General features: G+C 61.3%; 22 protein-coding genes. 21 read left to right on the top strand and 1 reads right to left on the bottom strand.

Going from position 1 to position 14609, the window contains the following annotated elements:
- Window positions 1-16: 16 nt before the first annotated feature.
- The 8 genes from FHT92_RS12830 to FHT92_RS12795 all read left to right on the top strand — a co-directional run bounded on the left by FHT92_RS12830 (window position 17) and on the right by FHT92_RS12795 (window position 6060).
- Entirely contained in the window at window positions 17-379 is a 363-nt protein-coding gene (locus FHT92_RS12830) for a hypothetical protein (protein WP_183825583.1), read from the top strand.
- Window positions 379-1230 carry a ParB N-terminal domain-containing protein gene (locus tag FHT92_RS12825; RefSeq protein WP_183825580.1) on the top strand — a complete coding sequence of 284 codons (852 nt, stop codon included), beginning with the start codon at window positions 379-381 and terminating at the stop codon, window positions 1228-1230. The genes FHT92_RS12830 and FHT92_RS12825 overlap by 1 nt, the downstream gene beginning before the upstream one ends.
- On the top strand, window positions 1223-1681 hold the full coding sequence (locus tag FHT92_RS12820) for a hypothetical protein (protein WP_183825577.1): 459 nt from the start codon (window positions 1223-1225) through the stop codon (window positions 1679-1681). Before FHT92_RS12825 ends, FHT92_RS12820 begins: the two co-directional genes overlap by 8 nt.
- A 2-nt stretch (window positions 1682-1683) precedes the next feature.
- On the top strand, window positions 1684-3642 hold the full coding sequence (locus tag FHT92_RS12815; protein WP_183825574.1) for a transposase domain-containing protein: 1959 nt from the start codon (window positions 1684-1686) through the stop codon (window positions 3640-3642).
- 122 nt (window positions 3643-3764) lie between these two features.
- Entirely contained in the window at window positions 3765-4784 is a 1020-nt protein-coding gene (locus tag FHT92_RS12810) for an AAA family ATPase (RefSeq protein WP_183825571.1), read from the top strand.
- Window positions 4781-5074, top strand: a complete 294-nt coding sequence (locus FHT92_RS12805) for a hypothetical protein (RefSeq protein ID WP_183825568.1) — start codon at window positions 4781-4783, stop codon at window positions 5072-5074. The genes FHT92_RS12810 and FHT92_RS12805 overlap by 4 nt, the downstream gene beginning before the upstream one ends.
- The gene (locus FHT92_RS12800; protein WP_183825565.1) at window positions 5071-5340 is read left to right on the top strand and encodes a hypothetical protein; all 270 of its coding nucleotides are present in this window, start codon (window positions 5071-5073) and stop codon (window positions 5338-5340) included. Before FHT92_RS12805 ends, FHT92_RS12800 begins: the two co-directional genes overlap by 4 nt.
- Window positions 5341-5394: 54 nt before the next feature.
- Entirely contained in the window at window positions 5395-6060 is a 666-nt protein-coding gene (locus tag FHT92_RS12795) for a DUF3164 family protein (protein WP_183825562.1), read from the top strand.
- A gap of 30 nt (window positions 6061-6090) precedes the next feature.
- Here FHT92_RS12795 and FHT92_RS12790 read toward each other — a convergent pair whose 3' ends face one another.
- Entirely contained in the window at window positions 6091-6843 is a 753-nt protein-coding gene (locus FHT92_RS12790) for a hypothetical protein (protein WP_183825559.1), read from the bottom strand.
- Window positions 6844-6914: 71 nt separating this feature from the next.
- Between FHT92_RS12790 and FHT92_RS12785 the strand changes: the two genes are divergently transcribed.
- The 13 genes from FHT92_RS12785 (at window position 6915) to FHT92_RS12730 (ending at window position 14609) form a co-directional block, all read left to right on the top strand.
- The gene (locus FHT92_RS12785) at window positions 6915-7553 is read left to right on the top strand and encodes a gp16 family protein (RefSeq protein WP_183825556.1); all 639 of its coding nucleotides are present in this window, start codon (window positions 6915-6917) and stop codon (window positions 7551-7553) included.
- Between the two features lie 112 nt (window positions 7554-7665).
- Window positions 7666-7791, top strand: coding sequence for a hypothetical protein (locus FHT92_RS29630; protein ID WP_281413016.1), 126 nt, complete (start codon window positions 7666-7668; stop codon window positions 7789-7791).
- Window positions 7788-8183: a hypothetical protein gene (locus tag FHT92_RS12780; protein WP_183825552.1), complete on the top strand. Its 396-nt coding sequence runs from the start codon at window positions 7788-7790 to the stop codon at window positions 8181-8183. The genes FHT92_RS29630 and FHT92_RS12780 overlap by 4 nt, the downstream gene beginning before the upstream one ends.
- Before the next feature lie 111 nt (window positions 8184-8294).
- A complete protein-coding gene (locus FHT92_RS12775) occupies window positions 8295-9014 on the top strand; it encodes a TIGR02594 family protein (RefSeq protein WP_183825549.1) in 720 nt (239 codons plus the stop codon).
- Window positions 9004-9306 carry an NAD(P)+ transhydrogenase beta chain gene (locus FHT92_RS12770; RefSeq protein ID WP_183825546.1) on the top strand — a complete coding sequence of 101 codons (303 nt, stop codon included), beginning with the start codon at window positions 9004-9006 and terminating at the stop codon, window positions 9304-9306. Before FHT92_RS12775 ends, FHT92_RS12770 begins: the two co-directional genes overlap by 11 nt.
- Window positions 9306-9665, top strand: a complete 360-nt coding sequence (locus FHT92_RS12765) for a hypothetical protein (protein WP_183825543.1) — start codon at window positions 9306-9308, stop codon at window positions 9663-9665. Before FHT92_RS12770 ends, FHT92_RS12765 begins: the two co-directional genes overlap by 1 nt.
- 61 nt (window positions 9666-9726) lie before the next feature.
- Window positions 9727-9879, top strand: coding sequence for a hypothetical protein (locus FHT92_RS12760; RefSeq protein WP_183825540.1), 153 nt, complete (start codon window positions 9727-9729; stop codon window positions 9877-9879).
- The gene (locus FHT92_RS12755; protein WP_183825537.1) at window positions 9876-10094 is read left to right on the top strand and encodes a TraR/DksA C4-type zinc finger protein; all 219 of its coding nucleotides are present in this window, start codon (window positions 9876-9878) and stop codon (window positions 10092-10094) included. The genes FHT92_RS12760 and FHT92_RS12755 overlap by 4 nt, the downstream gene beginning before the upstream one ends.
- Window positions 10094-10459 (top strand): hypothetical protein, encoded by a 366-nt coding sequence (locus FHT92_RS12750; protein WP_183825535.1) that lies wholly within the window; start codon window positions 10094-10096, stop codon window positions 10457-10459. The genes FHT92_RS12755 and FHT92_RS12750 overlap by 1 nt, the downstream gene beginning before the upstream one ends.
- Window positions 10456-10755: a hypothetical protein gene (locus FHT92_RS12745; protein WP_183825532.1), complete on the top strand. Its 300-nt coding sequence runs from the start codon at window positions 10456-10458 to the stop codon at window positions 10753-10755. The genes FHT92_RS12750 and FHT92_RS12745 overlap by 4 nt, the downstream gene beginning before the upstream one ends.
- 1 nt (window position 10756) lies before the next feature.
- Window positions 10757-11347, top strand: a complete 591-nt coding sequence (locus tag FHT92_RS12740; RefSeq protein ID WP_183825529.1) for a phage protein Gp27 family protein — start codon at window positions 10757-10759, stop codon at window positions 11345-11347.
- The gene (locus FHT92_RS12735; protein WP_183825526.1) at window positions 11344-12963 is read left to right on the top strand and encodes a hypothetical protein; all 1620 of its coding nucleotides are present in this window, start codon (window positions 11344-11346) and stop codon (window positions 12961-12963) included. The genes FHT92_RS12740 and FHT92_RS12735 overlap by 4 nt, the downstream gene beginning before the upstream one ends.
- Window positions 12957-14609: a DUF935 domain-containing protein gene (locus FHT92_RS12730; RefSeq protein WP_183825523.1), complete on the top strand. Its 1653-nt coding sequence runs from the start codon at window positions 12957-12959 to the stop codon at window positions 14607-14609. Before FHT92_RS12735 ends, FHT92_RS12730 begins: the two co-directional genes overlap by 7 nt.

Genomic DNA, 14609 nt, shown 5'->3' with positions numbered 1-14609 from the left:
TCGCGAGTGTGATGCCATGAGCTTGAACGTCTTCGACCAGAACGCGCTTTACGATGCCCACCTTCACGCCTGTTTTGCGGCAGTCCGCGAAGGCTTTCCGCACCTTGCGGTCGGCGAAATCGTCGACCCTCCGCACGACTGGTTCGATGCGGCCCTCGCGCGCCAGGTCGTGATGCACCTGATGGTTACGGAATTGAAGTGGCCGAAGCGGCGCGTTGTCGAGGCCGAGAACCGTTCTCGCGAAGCGATCAACCGCGCGCTCCGCACGGTCGATGCCCGCCTCGGAAGCCTGCGTTTTGCCGCTCACTACAAGACGATGGCACTGCGTGCCCGCGCGCTCATCACCCTTCAAACCACAGCAGAAGAAGAAGTCGCATAATGGCCGAGTTTAAGCGCATCCTGATTTCAGACATCGTCATTCCAGAGCGGCTGCGCGCTGTCGAAGAAGAGCATGCGATCGCAATCGCTCAGAGCATCGTCGAGTATGGTCTGATCAACCCCATCACTGTTCGCAGCACGCCCAATGCGAAGGGCGGCAAGTACACTCTTGTCGCTGGCGCCCATCGCATCCGGGCAGAGCAGATCAACGAAGAGGCCGAAATCGACGCGATGATCGTCGAGGGCGACAAGGCCGAAGCCCAGCTCATCGAGATCACGGAAAACCTCTTTCGCAACGAGCTATCGGTGCTGGATCGCGCCGTGTTCGTGCAGACCTACCGCGACGTTTGGGAAGGCAAGTACGGGAAGGTCGAAGCAGGCCGACCCGGAAATCGCGCAAACCTTGCGCAATTACTTTCGGACGAGGCGGAAGCTGGAAGTTTCTCCAAGCATGTCGCCGATCGCATGGGTATCTCCAGGCGTGCTGTTGAGTATCTCAACAAGATTGCACAGAACGTCCACCCCGATGTTCGCGCGGCAGTTCGCGGTACTCCGGTCGCCGACAATCAATCTGCCCTGTTGAAGATCGCCAAGATGGAACCGCAAAAGCAGCGGCAGGCGGCGATCGCTTTTCGGGCCGAGCCGGATCTGAAAAAGGCGCTCGCACTGGTCGATCCTGCGCCGAAGCTCCCGAAGGCGCAGATCGAGCAGGCGACCCTGCTGTCTCGTCTCGTCACAGCCTGGGAAGACGCCAGTGAGGAGACCCGCAATCAGTTCCTCGCCCATATAGGCTTAGGCGATGAGCCGGACGCGCTGATGGCAGAAATCCGTAGCGAGGCCGGCGATGAGTAAGCATCCCGCGCAGCTGGACTTCTTCCTGCAGCCGCTTTTTCCCGTTCGTCAGGCCGCAGTCACGATCGACATCGAGCGGTTTCGCGCAAAGCTGAAGCGAGCGATGGCGCAGGCGATCAGGGAATGCCCTCACAGCCGCGAAGTCGTCGCAGCTCGCATGGCGCAATATCTCGGCCTGCCAAGCCTCTCCAAGACGACGCTCGATGCCTACACGGCAGAGAGCAAGGCCTCTCACGACATCAGCCTTGTCCGCTTCAAGGCGTTCGTTCGCGCGACAGGCGCTCTCTGGCTTTGGGATCTGATTGTCTCTGAGGATGGCCTGATCATTCTGGAGGGCGACGAGGCACGCCTCGCCGAGATTGCCCGGCTGCAACAGGAGCAGCGGGCGCTCGCCCAGGAGCTGAAGGCGCTCCGATCCACTCCCATCAACATCAAGCGACGTGGACGATAAGCGTGAAGCAGTTCTACACCATAGCCGAGTTGATTGCGGCCAACCTGCCGGACCTGCCGCGCACGGAGAAGAGCCTCGACAACCTCGCCCGCGCGAAGTGGCGTGGGAACGAGGCGACCGCTCGGCGGGTGAAGGGCAAGACCAAGCCGGTATGGGAATATCACGTTTCGCTTCTGCCGCAGACGGCGCAAACGCGCTTGTTGATCATCCATTCCGCTCCAGCAAGTGACGACAAGGATCTGAAGGCGCAGGAGAAGAAGGCTCTCTGGCAGCGCTATGAGGCGTTGCCATCGCACCAGAAAACGATCTGTGAAACCCGTTTGAAGACGCTGCAAATGGCCGATGAGCTTGAGCGCGCCGGCATGTCTGCCAAGGCAGCCGTCCTCATGGCCTGCAACAAGGGCGGTGTCGAAAAGTCAGCACTCTACGAGTGGCGCCGGATGGTCGAGGGGATCGACCGCCAGGACTGGCTTGCGGCGCTGGCACCGAACTACACCAATGAGCGGAGCCGCTCGAAGTGCCATCCGAAGGCATGGGAATATCTGACATCGGATTATCTCCGCGCGGAGGCGCCAAAATTCTCCACCTGCTATCGCCGCCTGATCAAGGTCGCGCAAAAGCAGGGATGGTCGCCGATACCGCACGAGCGGTCGCTTCGCCGACGCCTTGACGCGGAGGTCTCCGCAGCGGTCCAGCAGCTGGCGCGCAAAGGCAAGGAAAAGTCGAAGGGCCTCTATCCCGCGCAGCGCCGCACCCGGTCGCACCTGCACGCGATGCAGATGGTCAACATGGATGGCCACAAGCTGGACGTCTTCGTCTCGGTGCCATGGTCGGAGCAACCGGTTCGCATGTTCCTGCTCGGTATCCAGGACCTCTATTCCGGCAAGATCGTCGCGTGGCGGATCTCCGATAGCGAAAACAAGGAAACGGTACGCCTCGTCATCGGCGATATGGTCGAACGCTTCGGCATTCCCGACCGCATTTACCTCGATAACGGCCGATCCTTTGCCTCGAAGTGGATCTCCGGCGGCGCCGCGACCCGCTACCGCTTCAAGGTGCGCGAGGAAGATCCGGAAGGCTTGCTCGTCACTCTCGGCATCGAGCCGCGCTGGACCAATCCGTATTCCGGCCAATCAAAGCCGATCGAGCGCGCCTGGGGAGATTTGGCAGAGAATATCGCAAAGCACCCGTATTGTGCGGGCGCTTATACCGGCAACAAGCCGGACGCAAAGCCCGAGAACTATGGAAGCCGTGCGGTTCCTCTTGAGGGTTTTCGAGCTCATGTCGCCCGTGAAATCGACGAGCACAATGCCCGGTCCGGCCGCAAGTCGCAGACCTGCAAAGGCCGCAGCTTCGACGAGACGTTTCAGGCGAGTATAGACGCCGGCGCGATCGTGCGTTGGCCGACAGCGGCGCAACGGTCGCTTTGGCTGCTCGCCTCCGAAGTTATCCGGGCACAGAAGGGCAGTGGGGAGATCCACTATCACGGTAACCGTTATTGGAGCCGCGAACTCAACCAGTATGCCGGGCAGAAGGTCACGATCCGCTTCGACCCGGACAACCTGCACGGCTCGATCCGCGTCTATGACCTCAAGAACACTTTGATCTGCGAAGCGCCCTGCATCGCCGACGCCGGCTTCGACGATCAGGAGGCGGCTCGACAGCACGCCCGCAGGCGCCGCGACTATCAGAAAGCCATCGCCGCCGAAAAAGCCGCGAACGCAGCCCTCACGGCAGCGCAGCTCGCCGAGCTTCTCACGAAAGGCGAGCCCGCAACGCCAAAGCCGGTGGAGCCCATCCGTCCCAAAATCACCCGCCTCTCGACTGGCAATCTGGCGCTGAAGCAGCAGCCGGCGGCCGACGACGGCGCCTTCGAAGACAGTTTTTCCCGAGCCTTGTCCCGAGTGTCGGGCGAGCGTGCGGTCATCCAATTCCCGAAGGGGGATCGGTCGGGAGAGTAGTCGGTCCGACCGGAAATAGCAGAGCCGAAATGTAGTGCGTCCGGTTCCGACAAAAAAATAGGGCGGGGTTTAACCCCGCCCGCCAAATCAGCCCTCTAAGGGCAAGACAAAGGAACCTTAGTATGAACAAACACGTCGACACAAGTAGGATGACAGGCTGGGAACAGCCCGAACCCTCGATCGACTTTCTTTCCAAGCATGTCGATGACATTGACGACTGGCGCGCGATCCGCGAGCAGGTCGCGGAGCTGGCGATCGCCAACTCGTGGAGCAAGGCCGAAGTTACCCGTCGCAGCGCCATGAAGGAGGGCACCTTCAGCCAGTGGTTCTCCGGAACCTACCTCGGCCGCCTCGAAAACATGAACCGGCAAATGCGCCAATGGGTGGATGCTGTCGTTGAAGCTGCCGGCATGCCTGCCATTCCGACGTCGCCGGCGTTTGTGAAAACCCGCATTGCAGCGGAAATTGCCCAGACGCTCCAGTGGGCGCAAATGACGGCCGATCTCGTGATGATTACGGTCGGCGCCGGCTTCGGCAAGACAGCCACGTGCCGGCACTATCGCGCCACGCATCCGCATGTCTTCCATGCGACTGTTAGTCCCCATACTCGCACGGTTCACGGGATGCTGGTCGAACTGGCGGCGGAGCTGGAAGTTCATGAAAACAATCCGGCCAAGCTTACCCGTGCGATCGGCGCTAGGCTTCAACGCATCGGCGGCGGTTCCCTGCTGATCATCGACGAAGCGCAGAACCTCGTCGACGACGCCATCAACCAGCTCCGCCATTTCTCCGACATCTACCAGTGCGGCATCGCGCTTGTCGGCAACGAAGAGGTCTATTCCCGCTTTGCCAAGCAGGCGGCGGGAAAGTCCTATGCCCAGCTGAAGCGCCGCATCGGCAAGCACCTGAAGCGCCAGAAGCCCTATGCGGAAGACGTCGCCGCCTACATCAGGGCCTGGGACGTGACCGATCTCGACAGCGTCAAGCTGCTCACAGGGATCGGCATGAAGGGCGGGGCGCTCGGCCAGATCGACAAGACGATGAAGCTCGCAAGCATGATTGCGCTCGCCGATGATCGGACCGTCACGCTCAAGGATATCCAGGACGCCTGGAAGAACCGCGACGTGGAGGATCTCGGATGAGCGCCGTGTTGATCCTCAGCACCGAGATTGCCAACGCAAGGACGCGGTTTGACGGACTGGTCTCTCCTGACCGTTCGAGGGACGCCGACGTCGTCGCGTTTCGGAAACACCTCCAGATCCTCGGCAAGCTTGCTCAGAGCCTCGAACGCGAAGTGCAGATCTACCGGCTTTGCGAGGCCGGCAAGACGGGCAGGGAGGTTGTCGAACAACTCGCCGCCGAGGCCGCTGCCACCTTTGTTTTGAACAGCGACGGAAACGTCATCAGACCGGATTTCGGGAGAAAGCCATGAGCTGCTTATTGCCATCCACCTGCCTAGTCGAGATCCGTGACGAGCTGAAGCCGTGCGTGCACGGCGGCAGGTTTTTCACCAGCGAGGACGTCGGCAACCTCATTCGCCGCCTGAATACGGCGATCTCGCTCGCTCAAGAGATTGAGGAAGAAAAGCTCTCGCTCGAACGGCGGGAGCGGCTCTTTACTGGTCGCCAGCCCGCCCTGGTCGGGCCGAACGTCGTCGCCTTTCCGAACAATCAGCCGCCGAACGGTGGCCGCGCTTAGAGCGCGGCTGCATTCCCAACACGCGAGCGAAAACGCACTTCGAGGAACTACCAAATGGAAAGCGTAATCATTGAACAGCAGAACGACGCTGAAGCCGCATCCGGCATCACCGTCGTCAATGGCAAAAACTACATGAGCGATGCCAAGGGCAGTCTCGTTCCGGTGGAAAATGTGAAGCCTGAGCACAAGCTCGAAGACGAAGTCGTACGCAAGATTGTCGGCTTTGCCGAGGAGCTGTCGGCTCAGATTGCCCGCTTCCGTGGCCACACCATGACGGACCTGGGCGATTTCGATGCGCTCCTCTCCCAGGAATACGGCTCGAAGATTGGCGGTGCAAAGGGAAATCGAACGTATCAGACCTTCGACGGCCTGATGCAGGTCAAGGTGCAGATCTCCGACTTTGTTGACTTCGGCCCACAGCTGCAGACCGCCAAGAAGCTGCTCGACGAGTGCCTGATGGAATGGTCGGCGGATAGCCGGCCAGAGATTCGCGCTGTCATCACCAAGGCCTTCAACACCGAGAAGGAAGGGCAGGTGAACCGATCGGAGATATTCATGCTGCTGCGTCTCGATATCCCGGATGAGCGCTGGCAGGACGCCATGCGGGCAATCCGTGAGGCGATGCGGGTGACGGGCTCCAAGGAATATGTCCGGTTTTATACTCGCAGCTCCATCGAGGAGAAGTGGCGGAGCATTACCATTGATCTTGCGAAGGTCTGAGGTGGGATTATGTGCAGGTCCACATCGCACTTAAAGATCAGCCGCCTCTTCGGCGTATTGTCCGAGATAGACAATGAAGTCGCGGAGGAAGCGAACCGTCCTGATGATCGCGCTTTCGACGTAAGGAAACTCATCGTCCATTCGCGCGATGTAGTACATATCCTCATCGTAGTCGTCGCTGAGCAGGTAGCTTTGGTGATCTTGGATAGCCCCGACAGCTGCCTTACAGGCGGCTTCAAGCTCATCGAGATATCGGGTTGTCATTCCGTCGAAGAGGTTGACGCCATCCAAAAATTGTCGGCGATGAAGGATTTTATCGAGCTCCTCGAAATCAACGCGATGCCGTTCGGTCACCTGTCTAAGCCACGAGAGATCTGGACTTCCTTGGTCGGGTCTCATCGTCTCACGGATATTTTCGAAATCTACGAATCGACTGCTGATCTCTTGAAGATCCTGCAATTGCGGAAACACCGCGCGTTGCAGCCTCAGTCGGTCTGGGCGACGCGTGAGCCCGACGAGCTCTCGATGGCGACGATCGCTTTCGCGATCCGTTCGTTCCATGACATCTATAGTCTGCTGCATCTTTCCGACCGTGAAAGCAGCAGCGAGAACGGCGGCAAGACCCGTAATCAGCGTCTGAAAGTCATAGATGGTGTTCCGCCAGTAGTCGCCGCCATCCTGGCCGGACACGCTTCGAGGCTCGCCCCAAAGAACAGGGATTACAATTCCCGCGGCGATGGCTACGGCGATCGCCCATCCAATCTTTGTTCGATTAGTCCGCATGCGGCTCCCACTCCGGTTGAGAGCGCAGGATCGCTCAGCTCGCGTCGATTCGGTAGCTGCGGAGTTGGTAAATGAGAAGCTCGATCGCGGCCATCCATGTCGCCAAGAAGCAGCTCGGCCTCGACGACGACACTTATCGCGCCAAGCTTGCCCGGATCACGGGCAAACAATCTGCTAAGGACATGAGCGAAGACGAGCGCCAAAGCGTGCTGACTGTTTTCCGCAACGAGGGTTTTGCGCCTGCTTCGGCAACTCGACGCGCTGACGGTCGCCGGAAGCTGACCGGCAGGTTTGCTAAGAAGTTACAGGCACTCTGGATCGCCGCTTGGAACCTCGGGATCGTACGCGATCGCGACGATGCCGCGCTTATCTCATTCGTCAAGCGCCAGACCGGCATCGAACATACTCGCTTCCTCGTTCATGCCGACGATGCCAATCGGGCGATCGAAGCCCTGAAAAGCTGGATCCGTCGTGAGGCCGAAGTCCTCTACGGCAACTCCAATGGCTATGACTGGCTTGCCGCCGATGGCGCCAAGGTCGCCTGGGCGCAATGGCGGATCCTGACCCCTGGTGCCGATCTCATGGCCAGAAAGGGTTTCGACGACGCCGTTCTGAAGCTGACGGGCGTCGCTCTCCTTCAGCAGGTCACGCCTTCCGGTTGGCAGACAGTCATGAACCATTTTGGCGAGAAGATCCGGGCGGGGAAGTAGTTCCCCGCCGCCCCCCGTTGTCCCCTCTGAAAGGAACATGATCATGCGCAATGCCATGCCCTTGTTCGAGAGCTCCGAGTTGGCGTCCGTTAGAGATCAGTGTGAGGAGCTTTTGAAGAAGCTTCAAAGGGGCGGTGTTGACGCCCGCATCAGGATCGGCCGGGAGAACCGGCTGAAGGCGCTTCGTGTCAAGCAGATGCAGCTGGAACGGCAGCTCGGCCTCGGGGGACGACAGTGAGCAGTTCGCTTCCCGGCATCCTCGCCGATATCGCCGACATCACCGACGTCGAGACCGCCTTGACGATCGCGCAGAGCCATGGCGGCATTCGCGTCTCGATCCCACCTCGGGCCGAGGACGGTCACTGGCTGACCGAGCTGCTCGGTCACGAACTCGCCGACCGGATCTGCAAAGGGCTTGCCGTTATCGATGCCGACGGCAAACTCAAGGGCGTCCAGCGCGAAGTCATTCCGCTCGGACCGGCTTCTGTGCTGAAGGCGGCTCGTCGCCGCGCCGCCAATGCTCTGAGTGCCGGTAAGAGCGCCCGCGACGCAGCGCAAATATCGGGCTTGCATGAGCGCACAATTTTTCGCATGAAGAAGAGCGACGACGATCAGGGCTCGCTTTTTTAGCCCACGTCGGCACGGCTGACAGGTGTCAGCCCTTACCCCGCGAGGGCCTCCCGTAAAATCTCCCCATTGCATGTTGAGCGGCCGATCGGCCGCTTTGTTTTGGGGCGCCATATGGATTTCAATCTCTGGCTTAATACCCGTCTGCGGGTTCATGGCTCCTATGATGGGGTAGTCGACAACGTCTTCGGTCGCGCGTCGATCGAAGCCTTGAAGCGGTTTCAATCCGCTGAAGGATTAGCGCCTACCGGCCAGGCCGACGAGGCGACGGTCGAGGCGCTACGCCTCAATCCGCAGGGCCGTATCGTCAACGTCGTACCGGCGCCGAAACGCCCCGCCGAGCCCGTTTGGATGCTGGAAGCACGCCGCTTCATCGGCCTTACGGAGGTTCCCGGCGCACGCTCGAACCCGACGATCGTCGGATGGGCGAAGGCGCTCGGCGGCTGGATCGCCGGCTTTTTCACGAACGACGATACACCCTGGTGCGGCCTCTTCATGGCGCACTGCTTCGGCGCCGTCCTGCCGCAGGAGAAGCTTCCCGCTAATCCGCTTGGTGCCCTCGAATGGAGCAAGTTCGGCATGCAGCTTTCGGCGCCGTGCGTCGGTGCCGTGCTCGTGTTTCAGCGGCCCGGCGGCGGCCACGTCGGCCTCTACGCCGGCGAGGATGACGACAATTACCTGGTGCTCGGCGGAAACCAATCGAACCGTGTCAAGCTTTCGCCCGTCGCAAAGGATCGTTGCGTCGGCATCCGCTGGCCGCGAACCGGCGGTGATCCCATTGGCGGCCGTTTGCGCGTGAACATCGCAGGCGAGGTTTCTCGCAATGAGGCGTGAAGCACCTGGAAAGCCGTCCTACACGATGACCAGGCGATGGAACTGGATCAGCTTCGTGCTGTCCTGGTTCATCCTGGTCGGCATCGCTATCGCCGCCATGCGAGGCTCCCAAGAGGCGGTTGCGATCGCGCCCGTCTTCGTGCCCGCCCTTTGCGCCATGATCGCAGTCCTCATCGGCACCCACCGCCACTATGGCTCCAGAGATTTCGAGGTCGCCAATTCTCCATATGGCCCGCCTCGCCCTTACGATGCCCGCGACCAGCCGGGATCTGACGTCGGCGAGGTGCGCTGATGGAGACGCTCACCAAGCCGATCGTCGCCCTCATCATCGCCGGCGTGCTGCTTCTCGCCGCCGCCGGCCTCGTCCTCCTCAGCCTTCGCGAGATCCACGCAATGGTCGACCAAGCGGCAGCCGCAGCAACGGAAGCGGCGAACGCGAAGTGGGAGGCCAAGCTTGAAAAGGCCGATGCCGAGGCGAACCGCAAGATCGCCGACCAAACGAAAGCAAGCCTCAAAATCCAGGCGACGGCGAGCGAACAGGTTCGCCAGGCCGAACAGCGGCTCGCAGACAGTGAGAAACAAAATGAAGCCCTTCCCAATGGTGGCAGTTGCGGTCTTAGCGCTGGTCGCGTCCAGCTGCTCCCTGACTGATCCGAAACCCGAGCCTTCGATCGTTGTGACGCGTTTTGTCAAAACGGAGCTGCCGCCTGAAGTGAAAAAGCCTGCGCCGCCGCTCTCTCCCAAGTTCGCCCGCGACTTCTCCGAGGCCGAAACCTGGAATGGATGGGCGCACGATCGCACGGCCCGCAATATCGGTGAAGCGCGCAGGGCGGCCTGTGTCGCCGCCGTGGAGGGAACGCCATGAATGGCAATGCCCTCTTCGATCTCGCCGAGATCCGCGCCGAGGAAGAGCGCGAGGCGCAGATCAAGCGTGCCACCGCCTCCCTGAAGCTGGAAGGCAATATCGAGTGCGAGGATTGTGGTGGCGAGATCGCCGAGACTAGGCGTCGCGCGCTGCCCTCGGCTCGCCGTTGCATCCGCTGCCAGGAACGGTTCGAGAAAAGCAAGGAACGCCGCTGATGGAAATTGGACCGCTCAAGGACTGGTTCGGCCTCTTTGCCCTGTTCATCTCTGTCGGTACGTCGATCTGGCACATGATCTCTTCTGGCGCCAAGAAAACCGCCAGCGACCTAAGCGAGTTTCGAAAGCAGGACGCTGTCGAGAAGACACAATTCCTGGCGACGCTCTCAGCCCTCGAAAGGCGCGTCCAGAGTGTTGAGAGCGACATCAAACATCTTCCAGACGCCGAGGCCGTCATGTCGATGCGGATCGCGATCGAGCGGCTCGAAGGCAAGCTCGGTCGGATGGAAACAAGCCAGGAGGGAATGGCGCGCACAGTTGCGCGCGTTGAAGATTTTTTGATGAAGGGTAGTTCGGCGGCATGAGCGACTACAATGATTTTGTCACCGTTGACGCGCGCCTGGTCATTCTACGGGCGCTCACTGAGCAGCCAGACGGCCGGCTCAACGACAGCCTTCTGGCCGACGTCCTCGACGCTTATGGCCATCATCGGTCCCGCGACTGGATCCGGCAGCAGCTTCGTTATCTGGCCGATATCGGCGCCGTGAAGAACACGGATGTCAACGGCATCGTCGTGGCCGCGATCACCCGCCTGGGCGTTGACCATGTCGAGCGCAGGACCGAACTCGAAGGCGTCAAGCGCCCGAAGATCGGAGCCTGAGATGGCGCAAGGTCGGGGACGCCTTAACCTTATAGAGCAGCTTCCTGGCGAGTGCGCCGAGATTGTCGCCTGGGCGGCCGGCGAGCTGCAGAAGCGTGAGCGAACGCAGACGGACATCTATTCCGAGTTTGTTTCGCAACTGGAAGGCCTGAAGGCCGAACGTCGCGGCGAGCTGGAATTCGACATTCCTTCCTTCTCGTCGTTCAATCGCCACAGCATCAAGCTTGCGACGCTTACGCAGCGGCTCCATCAGACGCGCGAAATCGCCGCGACCCTGGCCAAGAGTTGGGACATCGATGCCTCCGACAACCTCACCTTGATCGCCGCAGAAGCGATCAAGACCCTCGTCTTCGAAGTGCTGACCTCCGAGGGCGAAGCGGGTATCGACCCAAAGGGCGCCATGTCGCTTGCAAATGCCCTGCGCGCTGCCGCCCAGGCACAAGGCATCTCGACATCCCGCCGCCAGAAGATCGAGGCAGAGTTTGCCGAGAATGCAAAGCAGGCGGTCTCCCAGGTTGCCAAGTCGAAGGGGCTCACGGCCGAGACGACGCAGGAAATCCTGTCCAAGATCCTCGGGGTTAAGGCCGAATGACCGCTCCGATCACGGAAGAGCAATGGGCCGAGGCCCGGCGAACTGCTACCGAGGTTCTGCCGGGCCTCGTCAAAGAATTGGGCCTGCCGAAGGCGCTTCTCCCGTATCAGTCGCGCACGATCGCGCTGCTCGAAAGCGCTGCCTGCCGTGTCTTGTTCATCGAGAAGAGCCGACGCATCGGCTTGACCTTCGGCTTTGCTGCCTATGCCGCGCTGCGCGCCGGCCGCGAGAAGAAGGCCGGCGGCATGGACGTGATGTACATCTCCTATTCCCAGGAGATGACACGCGAATTCATCGACGCTTGCGCGATGTGGGCGCGGGCCTACATGGACGCGGCGGCGGCCGTCGACGAGTTCCTCTTCGACGATAGCGACAAGGAAGGCGAGCGCTCGATCCAGGCGTTCCGCATTCGCTTCGCCTCGGGCTTTGAAGTTCTTGCGCTCTCGTCGGCGCCGCGCTCGCTGCGCGGCAAGCAGGGCGTCGTCATGATCGATGAGGCCGCCTTCGTCGACAGCCTGCCGGAGCTGCTGAAGGCGGCACTCGCATTCCTTATGTGGGGCGGCCAGGTCGTCGTCTGCTCAACCCACGACGGCACCGAAAACGAGTTCAACAAGCAGATCCAGGCGATCCTTTCCGGCCGCTCGAAGTATGATCACATCAGGATCGATTTCGACCAGGCTTTGAAGGAAGGGCTCTACGAGCGCATCTGCCTAGTGAACGGCAAGGAGTGGACGCCCGAGGGCGAAGCCGCCTGGCGCCAGGAGATCATTGATTTCTATGGCGATGGCGCCGACGAGGAGCTGTTTTGCATCCCGACCGCCGGAACCGGCGCCTGGCTGCCCGCACCGCTGATCGAGGCACGCATGTCGATCGAGGCGAAGATCATCCGTCTGGAGCTGCCGACGAACTTCCTGCATCTCAACCGCCTGGATCGCGCGGCCCTTCTCGCGCCCGCATTGGTCGATCTGAAGGCGGCGCTCGCCCGCCTCGATCGCGGCAAGCGGCATGCGTTCGGTTTCGACTTCGCGCGCGTCGCCGACCTTTCGGTGGCGTCGCTGTTGTCGATCGATCGGCTGCTAAAGCGGGCGGAAGAGCTGACCGTCGAGATGCGCAACGTACCAGGCGACGAGCAGAAGATGATCACGCGCCTGATCCTGGAAGGAGCGCCGCGCCTTGTCGGCGCTGCCTTCGATGCCACCGGCATGGGCTGGACCGTCGCTGAAGACATGGGCCGCCTGTTCGGGCTTCGTGATGCCGATCATCCCGCCGGCCTTGTCGAGGCCATCAAGTTCTCGACGGACTGGTACCGGTTCAACATGCCGCCGCTGAAGGCCGCCTTCGAGGACGACGCGATCGCCCTCATCAAGGACGACGACCATCTGACGGATTTGCGCACCATCAAGGTCATCGCCGGCGTACCGCGCGTGCCGGACCTGCGCACTGGCCAGGGCGCAAAAAAACGCCACGGCGACTTCGCCATCGGTCTCGCCCTGGCGCACTACGCGAGCCGTCAGCAGTGGACGGAATACGATTATATGACAATCGCCTCGCTCAACGCCGGCGCCAGTGGCGACGACGATGACGACGGACAGGACTACGGGAGACGGCATTGGTAAGCACCCGCACATCATCGATCCTCGGACCCGATGGAAAGCCGATCGTCATCCAGGTGCTTTCCGAAGAGCTCGCCGTTCCGACAGTAGCCGGCGTTCGTCGTGTGCATGAGGAGCGTGTCGCCTCCGGCCTGACGCCAGAGCGCCTCGGCTCGATCCTTCGCGACGCGGCAAGCGGCGACGCGCGCAACTACCTGACGCTGGCCGAGGAGATGGAGGAGCGATACCTGCACTATGCCTCGCAGCTCCAGACGCGGCGCCTGGCGCTTGAAGGCATCGACGTGACGATCGAAGCTGGCAAGGCAGACACGAAGATCGTCGATGCGGTGACCGAACTCGTCCAGGGCGAGGGCTTCGACGATGCTCTCGGCAATCTGACCGACGGCATTTCCAAGGGTTACGCGGTCGTCGAGATGATGTGGGAGTACGAGCGCAAGGCCCTTCGCCCCGTGGAGTACATCGCCCGAGATCCGCGGTTCTTCCAGCTCGATCGCCTGCAGCTTCGTGAGCTGCGGCTCGCCGTCGACGGCTGGATCGAAGGCGTGGAGCTTCCCGAGGCGAAGTTTCTCCGGCATATGCCGCGCACCAAGATGGGATTGCCGTTGCGGCGGGGCATGGCCCGGCCGGCAGCCTGGGCTTATTTGATCCAGCAATTCACGCTGCAGGATTGGGCGGCCTTCTCGGAGGTCTATGGCATGCCGCTGCGCGTTGGAAAGTACAACGCTAACGCCAGTGCCACTGACAAGCGCACGCTGCTGAAGGCCGTTACCTCGATCGCCAATGACGCGGCTGCCATCATCCCACAGGGTATGGACGTCGAGTTCCACGAGGTCAGCGGGAACAACGGCGCGGCCGTTTTCGGCGGACTGCTCGAATACGTCGACAAGCAGATCTCCAAGCTTGTCGTTGGCCAGACGATGACGTCGGACGACGGTTCCTCTCTCGGCCAGGCGAAGATCCATAACGAGGTCCGCCTCGACATCCTGCGCGCCGATGGCAAACAGCTTGCTTACACAGCCAATCGCGACCTGATCCGGCCGTTTGTCGATCTCAATTTTGGCCCGCAGGAGCATTATCCCGTCGCGCAGCTCCTCGTTCCCGACCCTGAAGACGTCAATGCTTTGACTGAAGCAGTGGCCAGGATGATGCCGTTCGGCTTGCGCGTGAAACAAGCCGAGATCCGCGAGAAGATCGGGCTTAGCGATCCGGGGGAGGGCGACGAGCTGCTCACCGTTTCGAGCAAGGCGCCTGAAGCCGCCGATCAGAAGGACGCAGCCCAGAAGTCGGCACCGGCGGCAACGCAGCCTGCGACCGAGGAACGCAAGTCGAAGACCGCCGCGCTCTCGGCCATCGTCTTCGATCATCGCCGCGCCTGCCGTTGCGGTGCCTGCACAGCGCTGCTTGCCGCCGAGGCTGGCGAACCGGACGCGCTCGACCAGGTGGACGCCCTGTTCGCATCGGCCGCCAACGATTGGGAGGCGATGGCGCGGCCAATCGTGCAGCCGATCGCCGAGATCCTCGCTTCCGCATCGAGCTTCGAAGAGGCTTTGAAGCTCATTGAAACTGCCGGCCCGGATGCTTCGATGATGGCCGAGCGGCTCGCCAGGTTGACGGCGATCGCGCGCGGCATCGGCGGTACGGTGGATTGA

This window comes from Rhizobium sp. BK377 (assembly GCF_014193935.1).
In the GTDB taxonomy this organism is placed as follows: domain Bacteria; phylum Pseudomonadota; class Alphaproteobacteria; order Rhizobiales; family Rhizobiaceae; genus Rhizobium.
The sequence above is the reverse complement of the archived record's forward strand: the minus strand, read 5'-3'. Positions and strand labels throughout refer to the sequence as shown.

Coding starts and splice junctions, on each gene's coding strand:
- FHT92_RS12830 (WP_183825583.1), top strand. CDS start 17: ATGAGCTTGAACGTCTTCGACCAGAACGCGCTTTACGATGCCCACCTT.
- FHT92_RS12825 (WP_183825580.1), top strand. CDS start 379: ATGGCCGAGTTTAAGCGCATCCTGATTTCAGACATCGTCATTCCAGAG.
- FHT92_RS12820 (WP_183825577.1), top strand. CDS start 1,223: ATGAGTAAGCATCCCGCGCAGCTGGACTTCTTCCTGCAGCCGCTTTTT.
- FHT92_RS12810 (WP_183825571.1), top strand. CDS start 3,765: ATGAACAAACACGTCGACACAAGTAGGATGACAGGCTGGGAACAGCCC.
- FHT92_RS12805 (WP_183825568.1), top strand. CDS start 4,781: ATGAGCGCCGTGTTGATCCTCAGCACCGAGATTGCCAACGCAAGGACG.
- FHT92_RS12800 (WP_183825565.1), top strand. CDS start 5,071: ATGAGCTGCTTATTGCCATCCACCTGCCTAGTCGAGATCCGTGACGAG.
- FHT92_RS12795 (WP_183825562.1), top strand. CDS start 5,395: ATGGAAAGCGTAATCATTGAACAGCAGAACGACGCTGAAGCCGCATCC.
- FHT92_RS12790 (WP_183825559.1), bottom strand. CDS start 6,843: ATGCGGACTAATCGAACAAAGATTGGATGGGCGATCGCCGTAGCCATC.
- FHT92_RS12785 (WP_183825556.1), top strand. CDS start 6,915: ATGAGAAGCTCGATCGCGGCCATCCATGTCGCCAAGAAGCAGCTCGGC.
- FHT92_RS12775 (WP_183825549.1), top strand. CDS start 8,295: ATGGATTTCAATCTCTGGCTTAATACCCGTCTGCGGGTTCATGGCTCC.
- FHT92_RS12770 (WP_183825546.1), top strand. CDS start 9,004: ATGAGGCGTGAAGCACCTGGAAAGCCGTCCTACACGATGACCAGGCGA.
- FHT92_RS12765 (WP_183825543.1), top strand. CDS start 9,306: ATGGAGACGCTCACCAAGCCGATCGTCGCCCTCATCATCGCCGGCGTG.
- FHT92_RS12755 (WP_183825537.1), top strand. CDS start 9,876: ATGAATGGCAATGCCCTCTTCGATCTCGCCGAGATCCGCGCCGAGGAA.
- FHT92_RS12750 (WP_183825535.1), top strand. CDS start 10,094: ATGGAAATTGGACCGCTCAAGGACTGGTTCGGCCTCTTTGCCCTGTTC.
- FHT92_RS12745 (WP_183825532.1), top strand. CDS start 10,456: ATGAGCGACTACAATGATTTTGTCACCGTTGACGCGCGCCTGGTCATT.
- FHT92_RS12740 (WP_183825529.1), top strand. CDS start 10,757: ATGGCGCAAGGTCGGGGACGCCTTAACCTTATAGAGCAGCTTCCTGGC.
- FHT92_RS12735 (WP_183825526.1), top strand. CDS start 11,344: ATGACCGCTCCGATCACGGAAGAGCAATGGGCCGAGGCCCGGCGAACT.